Origin of the sequence: Bartonella elizabethae F9251 = ATCC 49927 (genome assembly GCF_000518165.1) — a bacterium.
Lineage (GTDB): Bacteria > Pseudomonadota > Alphaproteobacteria > Rhizobiales > Rhizobiaceae > Bartonella > Bartonella elizabethae.
The window spans coordinates 69,783-83,084 of record NZ_JADB01000002.1; the positions used below are offsets into that span (position 1 = coordinate 69,783).

Here is a 13,302-nt window from a genome sequence, read left to right on the forward strand (position 1 = left end):
TCAAATTGTTATTGTAAAATTTTTTAATATTTATCAATCTGTAAACAAGTTGTTTTCTCTCGACGTACACTTTATCTGCAAATCACTTCATGTGATTCATTTCAAAAACTCCATTGGATACATTCTTGGTTTTAAATACTCTACTTAACTCTATATTTCCCGAGCTGATTGAAACAAACCCCTCTTAAGTTTAAGCAAAAAAACTAAAATCAACAGAGCTGATAACGTATTTTTAGATGTATCTTATAGACCAGTACGATAAGATAATACTTTACAGGATAAAAGAGAGAAACATTTTATGTTAATTCACTCTCCACGAGAAAATCAAAATTGCCATCCATACTAGTCTGCAAACAACTCAAATTCTCTGGGCAAGTTGCTCTTAGTCCTCCTACTTCGATTTACTAACATAAAACTTTATAAACAAACTCAGCGTTTAAAATAGATAACTCCCTTAAACACCTCATGCATAAAGTTTTGTATGTCCTGTATCGCCATCGTCAGCGATAGTATTTTAAGTATAGCGGAATAAAATAACGCTCACTTCATGAGGGAAACTGAAGTTTTATCAACATCGTGATTAAAAACGTAACGTTTTCCATACACTTCAACGATTGGTGGTTGACGATTTTCTTCAAAAAAATCATAACCTTTCTTAAGCATCACCCAGAATGGATAATGAGGATCATTGCTATGACGTAACATATTATCCTTGGTCATGCGGAAAGGAAAAGCCTGCAACTGAAATGCTCTTTGTCCTCCTTTAAAAGCGTCTCGCGCAAACGCATAAATTTGCGCCATATTCTTATCACTCATAGAATAACAACCGGCAGAAAAGCAAGAACCATGCACCATAAGATTGCTTCCTGTCCGACCATTTTCCTGATCATAAAGGTTAGGAAATCCTATATTAAAAGAAAGATAATATTTTGAATAAGGATTCATTTGGTTTGCAGTAATCGTATAAAAACCTTCCGGTGTCTGAAGATCTCCTTCTTTATATTTAGGTCCAAGCTTACCAGACCATTTGCAAATACCATAACGAGCAACCAAGATAAAAGGACCTGAACGAGATTGCTTCCAAACTTCAGCAAGATTTTCTTCCTTGAAAAAGCGCATTACAATTGGTGCATAAGGATCAATATCGTACAAAGCCATTCTATTCTGGATTTCTTGCGGAAGAGGCTGCTCAACTTTAGCACGAATAGAAGCTGGTAATCTTCCTTCACAGGCCGTCAATATTCCCATTACAAACAACACACACACAGTCAGGAATTTGTTAAACGTCATCGAAAAAACTCCAATCCAACACCCCTCATAAAAACGACTTACGCCAAAGATCGACCAATTTGAAGATATTTTTCCCTTCGCTCTTGTTTAAGAACTTCACCATCTTTTCCAGCCATAGCTTTTAAAGCCTCTGAAATAATCTCACCCGTTGCATCAATAGCAATCTCTTTATCACGATGCGCTCCTCCTACAGGCTCTGAGATAATGCCATCAATAATCTTTAAGCGAAGCAAATCTTGAGCGGTAATACGCATATTCATTGCAGCATCTTTTGCACGCGCTGGATCACGCCATAAAATAGACGCTGCTCCTTCTGGAGAAATAACCGAGTAAATCGCATGTTCCAACATATAAACTTTATTGGCAGCAGCAATGGCTATCGCCCCCCCAGAACCACCTTCTCCAATCACAACGGATACAATAGGAACCTTTAGGCGCAAAGTTGCAGCGGTTGATTGAGCAATTGCTTCAGCTTGCCCACGTTCTTCAGCGCTTACCCCAGGATAAGCACCCGCCGTATCGACAAAAGTAAGAAGTGGTAAACCAAATCGGTCAGCCATTTCCATAATACGGACAGCTTTACGATATCCCTCTGGACGAGCAGAACCAAAATTATAGCGCAAACGTGTTTTTGTATCGTGACCTTTCTCTTGACCGATATAAGCAACGGCTTCTCCCTTAAAGCGTGCAAATCCAGCTTGAATAGCCTCATCTTCAGCAAACTTTCGATCTCCTGCCAAAGGTGTCACATCACTTAATAGGCGCTTAGAATAGTCCATAAAATGCGGACGATCAGGATGACGAGCAACTTGTGTTTTTTGCCACGGCGACAATTTTTTATAAAGATCGCGCAATGCCGTTTTTGAACGTGCTTCAAGACGCGCAATCTCGTCACTCATATCAAGACCGTCTTTTTCTTGAGAAATTTTTTTTAATTCAAGAATTTTCCCATCAAGATCAGCAACTGGTTTTTCAAAATCAAGATAATTATACATTTGTACCAACTCATTCAGTGTCACTTATACACTTATAATTTGCTTTATAAAGTTTTTTTCAAAAACATCAGCTTTTCTTTAACGCGCCTTTTACGCATCGGCAAGTGGATGATGCTCATTAACGAGACGATAAAGTCCCTCTTCCAACACATGGGTATAGATCTGAGTGGTAGAAATATCAGAATGACCTAACAAATGTTGAACGGCACGCAAATCAGCACCATTTTGCAAAAGATGGCTAGCAAAAGCATGGCGCAACACATGGGGAGAAAAGCTTTCACTTTTTATTCCAGCCCTTTTAGCAAGACTTTTCAATTCCCGTGCAACAACTTGGCGCGCAATATAGCCTGTTTCTGAATGGGCCGGAAAAAGATAAAGGCTTTTCGCATCTTCTCCCTGATCACGCAAATCCAACCACTGCAAAAGAATTTGATGGGCTTTTTTCGATAACAGCACCATTCGTTCTTTTTTTCCCTTACCACGAACCAAAATATTGTATTTTTTCCCTCGAACAGCCTGCACAGGTAGACTGACCAACTCACTAATGCGTAAACCTGTCGCATAAAGCATCTCGCTGAGCAGCTGAAGACGCAATGCACGCAGATAATCCTTAGATCCATAGTCTGCTTGATTAACCTCCACCTGCGCCAAATCAAGAAATTTTGTCACCGCATCTTCACTGATAATTTTGGGCAAAGAACGCCCTTGGCGAGGGGCATCAATATCATTGGAAGGATCATCGGCTCTTAATCCTTCTGCATAAAGAAACTGATAGAATTGACGCAATGTTGATAAACGGCGCGCTTGTGAAGTTGCAGCAAAACCAAATGTATGCATGAGCGATAAAAGACCAATGAGATGCTCCTTTTGTGCTGAAAGAAGCGAAACCGAATGCGAAGACAATTCCTCTTGTGCCCACTGTAAATCATGCTGATAAGCGGCAAGAGTATGAGCAGAAGCGCCTCGCTCAGCACTCATCATTTCAAGAAAACGCTCTATCACAATGTTACTTTTCATTGATTCATTCTCAAAGAAAGAGTGAGCGAATCCAAAGGGACATCAACAGATATATCCACAGTTGCAGGTTCAACAAAAACGACAAGAATGATCATTATACTAAAAAGAATAGCAAGCAAAATGAAAAGAATCATCAAAAGTCTGGTTAATGTTGGCATAAAATAATAAACTTTCCAAAATACTCTATCTCTTATTTTATCTTATAAAGATTAACAGGAATTGACTTTAAAGCAGATAAATGCCGAAATAAGCTATGAAAAGTAATCGACCCCAACATCCGCCCCTGTCACAAATAAAAAGACAAATCTTATCATCTCTCGATAATCAAGCTCTTGTGTTTGTTGGTCTTATGGGGGCAGGAAAATCAGTCATCGGAAGACGTGTTGCCACCATACTTGATTTACCCTTTTATGATTCTGATCAAGAAATTGAAAAAGCAGCGCAAATGTCTATCACAGAAATTTTTAAAATCTATGGTGAAGCGGAATTTCGTTCCCTTGAGCAGCGTGTTATTCTCAACCTGATAAAAAAACGTCCCCTTGTCTTAGCAACCGGTGGTGGTGCTTATATCAATCAAGAGATACGAAAAGCTATTCAGCAAAATGGAATATCTCTCTGGCTCAAAGCAGATCTTGATATCCTGATGCAACGTGTTTCAAAGCGTCCAACACGACCACTTCTTCAAACAGAAAATCCTAAAGAAACAATGCAAAAACTCATGGAACAGCGTTATCCTCTCTATGCAAAAGCAAACGTAACAATTAACAGTCATAAAGAAAGCCCCTACGGTGTAGCAAAAAATGTCATACGATCTCTACAGCACTACCTCTATACAAAAAAATAACGATAGAAAGAATAAGCATGCAAGTCAAAACTGTCACCATTAAATTAGACAAGCACTGTTACGATATCATCATTGGTCCAGATCTTATTACGCGAGTTGCTTTACAAATTAAGGATTCACTTCAGAAAAAAATTTTTCATCAAACGCGTTTAGCAATTGTTACAGATACAAATGTTGCACCTCTCCATTTGGATCCATTACAAGCAGAGTTAACAAAAAATAAAATCCATACTGTCCCTATTATTGTAGAAGCAGGAGAACAATCAAAATCATTTTCAACCTTGCAAACTGTCATCGACCAAATTCTTTCCGCACGCTTAGAAAGAGGTGACTGTGTAATTGCTTTTGGTGGCGGTGTCATCGGAGATCTAGCAGGATTTGCAGCAAGTATGATCCGCCGCGGAATGAACTTCATTCAGATGCCCACAACGCTTCTTGCACAAATTGATTCCTCTGTTGGTGGAAAAACAGGCATCAACAGCCGATATGGTAAAAATCTTATTGGTGCTTTTTATCAACCGGAATGCGTTATCGCTGATACATCTGTTCTTGATACGCTCCCACCACGTGAATTTCGCGCAGGTTATGCGGAAATGGTCAAATATGGACTTATTAACCAGCCTGATTTCTTTGAATGGCTTGAAAAAAACGGACAAGAAATTTTTTCTAATGGCGCGATAAGAATAGAAGCCATTGTTCGCTCATGCCAATTTAAAGCTGCCATAGTCGCCCGTGATGAATACGAAGCTGGAGAGCGTGCACTCTTAAATCTTGGTCATACCTTTGGACACATGCTCGAAACAGCAACCGCTTATGATTCCAAGCGTTTAATTCACGGTGAAGCTGTAGCAATTGGAATGATTCTTGCCCATCAATTCTCTACACAACTGAATCTATGTGATCCCACACTCACACATCGTATCGAAACACACCTTAAAGCTGTGGGTTTGCCCACACAGTTAAAGGATATCCCCGGAAGGCTACCAAATGCTGAAACATTAATGACTTTCATTGCTCAAGATAAAAAAGTTTCACAAAATAATTTAACCTTTATTTTGACACGCGGACTTGGCCAATCATTTATTGCAAAAAATGTTCCACCAGATGCAGTTTTATCCTTTTTGGAACAAAAATTATCAGAAATTCGTTAATTGATATTGAATATAATTGATTCGTTTTTATACTTCTATTAAAGGAATAGCTATGATGATGTCTGCGTAGCTCAGTAGGATAGAGCACAGGATTCCTAAAGAAATTGGGCGCTTTTAGGAGAAATCCTTAAAGTGGATCTGCTCAAATTCGGGGAAAGCTTCATGGGCAAAACGATATGCCAATCCCGAGCCAAGCCTCTCTTCACATGAGAGGAAGGTGTAGAGACTGAACGGGCAGCACCTAAAAGGCGGAAGCTTCAAGGTGAAGAGACAGTCCAGACCACAAACAACCAATAAGGTTGGCGGTGAAAACCGAAGTGGTATGAATCCTGGGGTCGCAGGTTCGAATCCTGCCGTAGACACCATCAGATTAAAGACAAATTACTTTTCATATAGGGAAGCATTATGAAAAAAACTCTACAAATTTTAGGATTTTTTTCCTTTTTATTATTTTTCAATGTCACTAATAGCTTAGCTGCTGCTTTAGTCATTGAAGTGTCAGGTAATCCAGAAACACAAACCATAACCTATCAATGTGATATGGGAGAAAATAAAGAACGCGTTAAAGCAACCTATCACAACGCTGACGATATTTCATTGGTTGATTTTAAATGGAAAGACGATCGTATTATCGCTGCGAATGTAATTGCTGCTTCTGGAGCAAAATATGTAGGGGAGCAATATATCTGGTGGGAGAAAAATAAAGAAGTAACACTTTATGATCTTATCCAAGATCCAGAAGAAAAAAAACCCATCCTCTGTAAGGATGAATCACTGTTATTATTTTAAATAACTGAGGAAATATCATGAAAAAAATTGCTTTTATTGTAGGATTTTTTACTGCTTTAAGCCTACCGCTCTTCGGTTCACTTAATGCTTTTGCTGGCTCTTTAGTTATTGAAGTCCCAGATGATCCAGAGCCCACAACAGAAGTTACTACCTATCAATGCGAAACAGGGACAAGTAAAGAGTCTGTTGAAGTAACCTATCTCAATGCTGGGAACATTTCACTTGTTGATTTCAAATGGCAAGGAAAACGCATCATCGCTTCCCGTAGTATCAGTGCTTCTGGAACAAAATATATGGGAGGACCCTATATATGGTGGACAAAAGGGAACGAAGCCATGCTTTCTGATCTCATCAATGACCCAGAAGAAAAAAATCTTATTCACTGTATAGAAGAACAAAAAACAGAATAAAAAAAGCTTATGGTATCTTAAAAATCGCTCTGGCTCGTATCACATGACATTTCTTCGGAAGTAGATGTTTGTTTTTCCATCTGACGTGATAAAAGGGCCAGCGGTTTTTTTAATTTATTTTCTGAATAGTCTCGATAAGCTGCTGCTTGTGATACCAACATAGAAGCGACTGGTATTGTTACAAGTAAAAAAATTACCAACAAAAATTCATGAAAAACAAAATGATGATCGACAAAAATTGAATAAAGAAATGACGCAACAAGAATACTACCCGCGCCCCAACTTGTGCTCAACGAAAGCATATGTAAACGCTTATAAAAAGTGGGAAGACGCACCAATCCTATCGTTCCAATCAGTGTGAGACCAGATCCTAAGATCAAAAAAACAGTGACAGCAATAGCCACAACAAGCGATGCATCATCCTTCATTCAATAATCTCCCCCCGCATGAGAAATTTTGCCAAAGCAATACTTGATATAGGACCCAATAAGCCAACAATGAGAGCTGCCACAAAATAAATGGTTGTTCCTGAACGGATATCAAAGGTCAGAAATAAAAGAATAGTGATTATATAAAGGGCATCCAACCCCACAATCCGATCTTGCGCTCGTGGACCACGAATCAACCGAAATAGCGCGAGAATCATTGCCAAACTTAAAAAAAACTGTGAAAGATAAAGCCCCCAATAAAGGATCAGCATACTCATTAAAAAATCTCCAAAAGTAATTGCTCATAGCGTTTTTTGATCAATTTTTGGTAATCATATCCATTTTCAAAATTTAAGACATGAAGCAAAAGTTCACTATTCTTTCTATTATAGGCAATCCAAACAGTCCCTGGAGTTGCTGAAAGAATACAGGCCAAAACAGCTAAAGCGGTGCGACTTTCAAGCGAAATGGGCACCACAATAAAACCAGACTGCTGTTTCCGAGTTTTTTTGGTTAAAACGAAGCAAGCCACAGCAATATTTGAAATAATAGAATCAACAAACACACGAAAAAACAGCTGAAAGGCGGCACGCCAACTTTTAATCGTTATTTTTTCCGGCTCAAGAAGCCGCATCATCCAGCCCCCAAATAACGCAATGATAATTCCTAAAAGTAGTTGACCAAAACTAAAACCATTTAAAATCAGCCACATAAAAATAATTGCTACGCTAGAAAAAGGGAAAAAATAACAATATTTCACTAATGAATCCCCCTATTTTCAAGAGAAAAATCATCTAAAACGCTACCAATATAATTTTGAGGTTCATACAAAGTTTTAGCTGTTTCAAACATATAACGACTAACAGGACCAGCGACAATTGTAATAAGAAAACACAAAGCAAGCAGAACAGCAATGGGGGCAAATTCAATCACCTGCACCCTTGGAATCCTCCCTTCAAGAGAAATCCAAAAAGTTCGAATGCCCGTTCGTGTCATCGCAATAAAAGCCGCAAAACCAGAGAGAGTGACAAAAATCATAAAAAGCCAATCGTGATAAACAGGGAGAGAGGGAGAAATATTTTCTTTACTATGTTTTAAGAGTGCCACAAACATCATAAATTTAGCAACAAAACCAGAAAAAGGAGGTAGACCAATAATCAAAAGTGCACAAAGACCAAAACAAGCTCCAAGAATTGCCAAAGTTACCGGTAAATAAGTCCCTACCTCATCTTCCTCCTCCTCTTCATCGTCCCCATAGACTTCCATTGTCACCGTCAAAACATTGGCAGCTACATCTTGACAGCGTTCAACCAATTCCACCAAAAGAAAAAAAGCCCCCAGAGCCAAAGTTGAGGAAACAATATAAAAGAGTGCGCCTGCAACCAGAGCTGTATTGCCGATCCCAATTGCTGTTAACAATGTCCCAGAAGAAACCAAAACACTATAAGCAGCCAAACGTACCAAGACTTGACTTGCCAACACCCCAACAAAACCAAAAGCCATAGTTGCAAGCCCACCGTAAAACAAAACCGTTTGACCAAAATGGCTAAAATGTCCACCTTCTGGACCAAACCATAACAATGTTAAACGTAAAATAATATAAATACCGACTTTGCTTAAAAGCGCAAAAGAAGCTCCCACAGGGGCTACAGCTGCACTATAAGTTGGCATCAACCAAAAATTCAATGGCCACACCCCTGCTTTAATTAAGAAAGCAATTCCCAAAAGTGCAGCCCCTATTTCGAATAAAGTCATATCGCTAGAAGCGATATATTGCATTTTTACAGCCAAATCAGCCATATTGAGGGTGCCTACGATTCCGTAAATAAGTGCCGCACCAACGAGAAAAAACAACGAAGCAACCAGATTAATCACGACATAATGCAACCCCGCGCGCACACGTAAAGGACCAGAACCATGCAATGCAAGGCCATAAGAAGCTGTTAACATCACTTCAAAAAATACAAATAAATTAAATAAATCACCGGTTAAAAAAGCGCCGTTTATTCCGACCATGAAAAACTGCATCAATGACTGAAAATGAGGACCCGCTTTATACCAATGTGCTCGAGCAAAAACCAACGTCGCGCTGATCACCAAGCTAGAAAGCAAAAGCATCATAGCACTTAAGCGATCAAGCACCAAAACAATACCAAAAGGAGAAGGCCAATTACCAAGCCGATAAACATCCACAGCTGGTGCAACGTCAAGAGCACGTATCACCAGTAGAACAGCAATGACAATTAACAATGCGGCAGAAAAAATACTTATGAGTGATTTCAATTTTGAACGACGTTCATCATAGAAAAGAAGAAAGGCTCCAGTACTTAACGGCAAAAGAATCGGCAAGATAAGAAGATGATGCACACAAGCTCCCATCACTGTACCTCACGTCCATCAACGTGATCTGAACCTGTTAAACCGCGTGAAACCAACAAAATAACCAAAAATAAAGCTGTCGTTGCAAAACCGATCACAATCGAAGTTAAAACCAACGCCTGTGGAAGAGGATCAACATAATTCGCTGGATTGATAGCCATCGTAGGATCAACGATTGGTGCTGCATTACTGCGTGGCCTACTCATTGCAAATATAAAAAGATTAACGCCATAGGATATCAAAGACAAACCAAGAATGACTTGAAAAGTTCGAGGACGCAAAATGAGCCAAATTCCCGATCCCACAAGAACACCAATAGCCAAAGAAAGAATAATTTCCATTAATTTTCCTTCCCTTTTAAAGCAGGTTTTTTACCGATTCGGTAACTCCGTATTGATTGATGTGCAAGTGCGATTAAAATGAGAATCGTTGCTCCCAACACAAGAGAAAACACACCAAAATCAAACAAAAAAGCAGAAGCTATAGGAACCTTTCCAATCAATGGCACATGAATATATTGAAAAAATGATGTTAAAAAAGGGTACCCAACAAACAAAGCCCCTGCTCCCGTGACAACCGATAGCAATAAGCCAAAGCCCATCCAACGTAAGGGCAAAACTCTTAAATGATTTTCCACCCAACGAATATCCCGGGCAAGATACTGCAAAATGAAGCCTATCGCTAAAGTCACACCACCAACAAATCCACCACCTGGAAGATTATGTCCTCGCACAAATAAATAAAAGGAAAAAGCAATAATAACGGAAAAGAGCCACCCCATAATAACAGAAGGAATAGCGAGATAGTTTAAGACTGTATCCCCCACATTTCGATTTGGTTGTGCCTTATCAAAAGCTTCCTGAACACGTTGTTGAAACGGCGGCTCAATACTTTCAGGAGCAGGGCGAAATCGACGTAACAGAGCAAAGACAGTCAAAGAAACAACCCCCAACACCACAACTTCACCCATTGTATCAAAACCACGGAAATCAACCAACAATACATTCACAACATTGCGACCACCAGCACCAGAATAAGCATTTTTCAGAAAAAAATTAGAAACTGTTGTCCCTTGAGGACGTGTCATCATGGCAAAAGAGAGCCATGCAACACCAACACCTCCGATAATTGCTATAATGAAATCACGAGCACGACGTAAACGTACCCCGAAACGAATAGACTTTGGAGAAGGATTATGCACACGCTTAGGCAACCAACGCAAACCCAGCAATAATAAAACAGCTGTCACCACTTCAACAACCAATTGCGTTATAGCCAAATCGGGCGCAGAAAGCCATAAAAAGGTTGCACACGTCATTAACCCTGCTCCCCCCAACAGCATGAGTGATGCAAGACGATGAAACTTTGCTTGCCAAGCGACTAAAAGCGCGCACAATCCACCGACCAGCCAAAGCGCGAGAAAAGGAATATCAAGTGGAAAAAGCGGCAACCCTCCTAGTGCAATGAAACCATCACGCCAAAGCAAAAGACCAACAAAAACAAAACACACAGCAAAAATCCAATGCAACTGGATTTGCAAACGACGTGTTGACAAAAAAGCTTCCACCGCACGGGCCCATTTCCAAGAAATAATCACAAGAATGCGTTCAAAAATACGCGGTCCTTTCAAATGACGAAAAAAGGGAGCCCCATCATCACAAGATAAAAAATAACGCCGCCCAACAACATAGAGCAAACCACCCCCAAATAAAGCCACCAAGCTCATCATTAATGGCGTATTAACCCCATGCCAAACAGCCAAGCTATAAGAGATCGTCATCGGTCCTAAAACAGAGACAACAGCATTATCTAAAATAGGCCCGATTGTAAAATTAGGAAAAATACCAACGGCCAAACAAATAAACACCAAAAGTTCCATAGGTAAACGCATAAAATGCGGTGGTTCATGGGGAGTTTTGGGTAATTTATGAGGTTTTGGTCCCCAAAAGACACCATGAATAAAACGTACAGAATAGGTCACGCTAAACAAGCTAGCAAGTGTTGCAACATAAGGAGCAATCCAATCAAGCCATGATTCCATATGCGTTTCAACAGCTTCAGCAAAAAACATTTCTTTTGATAAAAAACCATTGAGCAAAGGAACACCAGCCATTGCCGCACTTGCGACCAAAGCAAGAGTTGCTGTAATCGGCATAGAGCGATAAAGACCAGTTAGCTTACGCATATCACGTGTTCCCGTTTCGTGATCAATAATTCCAGCAGCCATAAATAAAGACGCTTTAAAAGTAGCATGATTGGCCATATGAAAAATCGCAGCAACACATGCAAGGGGACTCCCAAGGCTTAAAAGCGTTGTAATCAATCCAAGATGACTAATCGTTGAGTAAGCAAGCAAGCCCTTTAAATCTTGCTGAAACATGGAAAAATAAGCGCCAAGAAGAAGTGTTGAGAGTCCTGAAAATCCAACCATCCAAAACCAAGAGTCTGTCCCAGAGAGCACGGGCCATAAACGAACCAGCAAAAATAACCCAGCTTTTACCATCGTTGCCGAATGCAAATAAGCCGACACAGGTGTTGGCGCTGCCATCGCATTAGGTAACCAAAAATGAAAAGGAAACTGTGCGCTTTTTGTTAATCCACCCAATAAAATACAAATAAGGGCGGGGATATAAAGCGAACTTGATCGGATCACATCTCCAGACTGTAAAATTTTATCCAGATCAAAACTACCAACGATATACCCAATCAATAAAACCCCAATAAAAAGGGCAAAACCACCAAAACCTGTAATCGTTAAAGCCATACGCGCCCCTTCACGCGCACTCGCATTATGATACCAATAACCAATCAACAAAAAAGAAAAAATACTGGTAAGTTCCCAGAAAACAACCAAAAACACGAGATTACCTGATAAAACAATCCCTGTCATTGAGCCCATAAAGGCTAGAAAAAAAGAAAAAAATCGGGGTACAGAATCCGCGGGATCCATATAATAACGGGCATAAACAACGACAAGCAGACCAATTCCTGTAATGAGTAAGCAAAAAAGCCAAGACAGACCATCCATCCGGAGAATCAAATCACCTCCCCATTCTGGGAGCCAAGAAATATTTAAACGGATAATATGATTGCCACGAATTGCCGGATAAAGCATGATTGTAAAAAGAAGACTAAAGAAAGCAATTCCCCCAGCAAACCATGCTTCATTATTTTTTGCTGTCGAACGAAAAAAGCCAATAACAGCACTTCCACAAAAGGGAAGCAAAATGAGCAATATTAGCATTGCTTCCCGTGTTGCCATTCTTTCAGCTCCATCCTGTCCTTAATATTTTGTCATTGACAAAACAAAAATTTATATTCTCACCCCCCATTGCACACTTAATGATAATAAGATTTAATAAAACTTAAAAGCATTTAAATTTTTCAAAAAACAATGCTTGCATAGAAATGCTGCGCACCACACAAGCTCTCTTTTATTGTAAGAACAATAACGCTCACGACAAGAAGCAATTAAAATTTTATTTAATCTTTCTATCCTTTAAAAAAGCGCGATAAACACTGTCTACGAGGCCCATGAAAAGGCTGAAAACTATTATCATTTTGGTTATAGGAGCGATAACGCGCACGACAAGATTCAATATGCTGTTTAAGCATCCATGGCTCTTTTTTTTCTGAACTTTCAGAAGAAGCCGTTAAAAAAACTCTTTTAGCATCTGATACAACTTTTAATGATGCGCCTTTTGTGCTTAAGTGTGGTGATGTAACAAAAGCCGCTTCAGGATACCACCAATTATCTTTATACCTAACATAACCACGCCGATAATGATGATAACCCTTAAAACCATTCAGTTCTCTACGTCCCGTAAAAATCAAAGGCACCGAACTCTCTTGGACAGCGGTTTGAGAGACCAGTTTGGCTTTAGCATTACCTCTATTTTGCCCCAAATGAACAAGAGCAGTTGTTATCATGAAAAGACTGCTCATAAATATAAAAGCTAAAGCATAATATAATTTTTTTTTCATACGCATAACGCAAAA

The 13,302-nt window shown here is 39.5% G+C and carries 13 protein-coding genes and 1 pseudogene; 4 read left to right on the plus strand and 10 right to left on the minus strand.

All coding sequences use genetic code 11. The features are described from left to right. Positions 1-540: 540 nt before the first annotated feature. The 3 genes from T429_RS0102725 to T429_RS0102735 all read right to left on the minus strand — a co-directional run bounded on the left by T429_RS0102725 (position 541) and on the right by T429_RS0102735 (position 3,302). On the minus strand, positions 541-1,290 hold the full coding sequence (locus T429_RS0102725) for a L,D-transpeptidase family protein (RefSeq protein WP_005774283.1): 750 nt from the start codon (positions 1,288-1,290) through the stop codon (positions 541-543). A 38-nt stretch (positions 1,291-1,328) separates the two neighbouring features. Then, a complete protein-coding gene (locus T429_RS0102730) occupies positions 1,329-2,285 on the minus strand; it encodes an acetyl-CoA carboxylase carboxyltransferase subunit alpha (protein WP_005774284.1) in 957 nt (318 codons plus the stop codon). 90 nt (positions 2,286-2,375) lie between these two features. Beyond that, positions 2,376-3,302: a tyrosine recombinase gene (locus T429_RS0102735; RefSeq protein ID WP_005774286.1), complete on the minus strand. Its 927-nt coding sequence runs from the start codon at positions 3,300-3,302 to the stop codon at positions 2,376-2,378. A 253-nt stretch (positions 3,303-3,555) separates the two neighbouring features. Between T429_RS0102735 and T429_RS09735 the strand changes: the two are divergent. From T429_RS09735 to T429_RS0102760, 4 genes and pseudogenes are all read left to right on the plus strand, one after another. Continuing rightward, positions 3,556-4,189 (plus strand): annotated as a pseudogene (locus T429_RS09735) (shikimate kinase). Beyond that, positions 4,164-5,297 (plus strand): 3-dehydroquinate synthase, encoded by a 1,134-nt coding sequence (gene aroB / locus T429_RS0102750; protein ID WP_005774289.1) that lies wholly within the window; start codon positions 4,164-4,166, stop codon positions 5,295-5,297. The pseudogene T429_RS09735 and the gene aroB overlap by 26 nt, the downstream one beginning before the upstream one ends. Positions 5,298-5,702: 405 nt before the next feature. Next, positions 5,703-6,086 carry an MliC family protein gene (locus T429_RS0102755; protein ID WP_005774290.1) on the plus strand — a complete coding sequence of 128 codons (384 nt, stop codon included), beginning with the start codon at positions 5,703-5,705 and terminating at the stop codon, positions 6,084-6,086. 17 nt (positions 6,087-6,103) lie between these two features. Next, positions 6,104-6,496 (plus strand): MliC family protein, encoded by a 393-nt coding sequence (locus T429_RS0102760; protein WP_005774291.1) that lies wholly within the window; start codon positions 6,104-6,106, stop codon positions 6,494-6,496. A gap of 17 nt (positions 6,497-6,513) precedes the next feature. Here T429_RS0102760 and mnhG read toward each other — a convergent pair whose 3' ends face one another. The 7 genes from mnhG to T429_RS0102795 all read right to left on the minus strand — a co-directional run bounded on the left by mnhG (position 6,514) and on the right by T429_RS0102795 (position 13,293). Beyond that, positions 6,514-6,924 (minus strand): monovalent cation/H(+) antiporter subunit G, encoded by a 411-nt coding sequence (mnhG, locus tag T429_RS0102765; protein ID WP_005774292.1) that lies wholly within the window; start codon positions 6,922-6,924, stop codon positions 6,514-6,516. Next, positions 6,921-7,202, minus strand: coding sequence for a K+/H+ antiporter subunit F (locus T429_RS0102770; protein WP_005774293.1), 282 nt, complete (start codon positions 7,200-7,202; stop codon positions 6,921-6,923). The genes mnhG and T429_RS0102770 overlap by 4 nt, the downstream gene beginning before the upstream one ends. Next, a complete protein-coding gene (locus T429_RS0102775; RefSeq protein ID WP_005774294.1) occupies positions 7,202-7,684 on the minus strand; it encodes a Na+/H+ antiporter subunit E in 483 nt (160 codons plus the stop codon). Before T429_RS0102775 ends, T429_RS0102770 begins: the two co-directional genes overlap by 1 nt. After that, on the minus strand, positions 7,684-9,303 hold the full coding sequence (locus tag T429_RS0102780) for a monovalent cation/H+ antiporter subunit D (RefSeq protein ID WP_005774296.1): 1,620 nt from the start codon (positions 9,301-9,303) through the stop codon (positions 7,684-7,686). Before T429_RS0102780 ends, T429_RS0102775 begins: the two co-directional genes overlap by 1 nt. Further along, a complete protein-coding gene (locus T429_RS0102785; RefSeq protein ID WP_005774297.1) occupies positions 9,303-9,644 on the minus strand; it encodes a Na+/H+ antiporter subunit C in 342 nt (113 codons plus the stop codon). Before T429_RS0102785 ends, T429_RS0102780 begins: the two co-directional genes overlap by 1 nt. Next, on the minus strand, positions 9,644-12,565 hold the full coding sequence (locus T429_RS0102790) for a monovalent cation/H+ antiporter subunit A (protein WP_005774298.1): 2,922 nt from the start codon (positions 12,563-12,565) through the stop codon (positions 9,644-9,646). The genes T429_RS0102785 and T429_RS0102790 overlap by 1 nt, the downstream gene beginning before the upstream one ends. Positions 12,566-12,795: 230 nt before the next feature. Then, on the minus strand, positions 12,796-13,293 hold the full coding sequence (locus tag T429_RS0102795) for a BA14K family protein (RefSeq protein ID WP_005774299.1): 498 nt from the start codon (positions 13,291-13,293) through the stop codon (positions 12,796-12,798). Between the last annotated feature and the right edge of the window lie 9 nt (positions 13,294-13,302).

Coding starts and splice junctions, on each gene's coding strand:
- T429_RS0102730 (WP_005774284.1), bottom strand. CDS start 2,285: ATGTATAATTATCTTGATTTTGAAAAACCAGTTGCTGATCTTGATGGG.
- T429_RS0102770 (WP_005774293.1), bottom strand. CDS start 7,202: ATGAGTATGCTGATCCTTTATTGGGGGCTTTATCTTTCACAGTTTTTT.
- T429_RS0102780 (WP_005774296.1), bottom strand. CDS start 9,303: ATGGGAGCTTGTGTGCATCATCTTCTTATCTTGCCGATTCTTTTGCCG.
- T429_RS0102735 (WP_005774286.1), bottom strand. CDS start 3,302: ATGAAAAGTAACATTGTGATAGAGCGTTTTCTTGAAATGATGAGTGCT.
- T429_RS0102790 (WP_005774298.1), bottom strand. CDS start 12,565: ATGGCAACACGGGAAGCAATGCTAATATTGCTCATTTTGCTTCCCTTT.
- T429_RS0102725 (WP_005774283.1), bottom strand. CDS start 1,290: ATGACGTTTAACAAATTCCTGACTGTGTGTGTGTTGTTTGTAATGGGA.
- T429_RS0102755 (WP_005774290.1), top strand. CDS start 5,703: ATGAAAAAAACTCTACAAATTTTAGGATTTTTTTCCTTTTTATTATTT.
- T429_RS0102760 (WP_005774291.1), top strand. CDS start 6,104: ATGAAAAAAATTGCTTTTATTGTAGGATTTTTTACTGCTTTAAGCCTA.
- T429_RS0102785 (WP_005774297.1), bottom strand. CDS start 9,644: ATGGAAATTATTCTTTCTTTGGCTATTGGTGTTCTTGTGGGATCGGGA.
- T429_RS0102795 (WP_005774299.1), bottom strand. CDS start 13,293: ATGCGTATGAAAAAAAAATTATATTATGCTTTAGCTTTTATATTTATG.
- aroB (WP_005774289.1), top strand. CDS start 4,164: ATGCAAGTCAAAACTGTCACCATTAAATTAGACAAGCACTGTTACGAT.
- mnhG (WP_005774292.1), bottom strand. CDS start 6,924: ATGAAGGATGATGCATCGCTTGTTGTGGCTATTGCTGTCACTGTTTTT.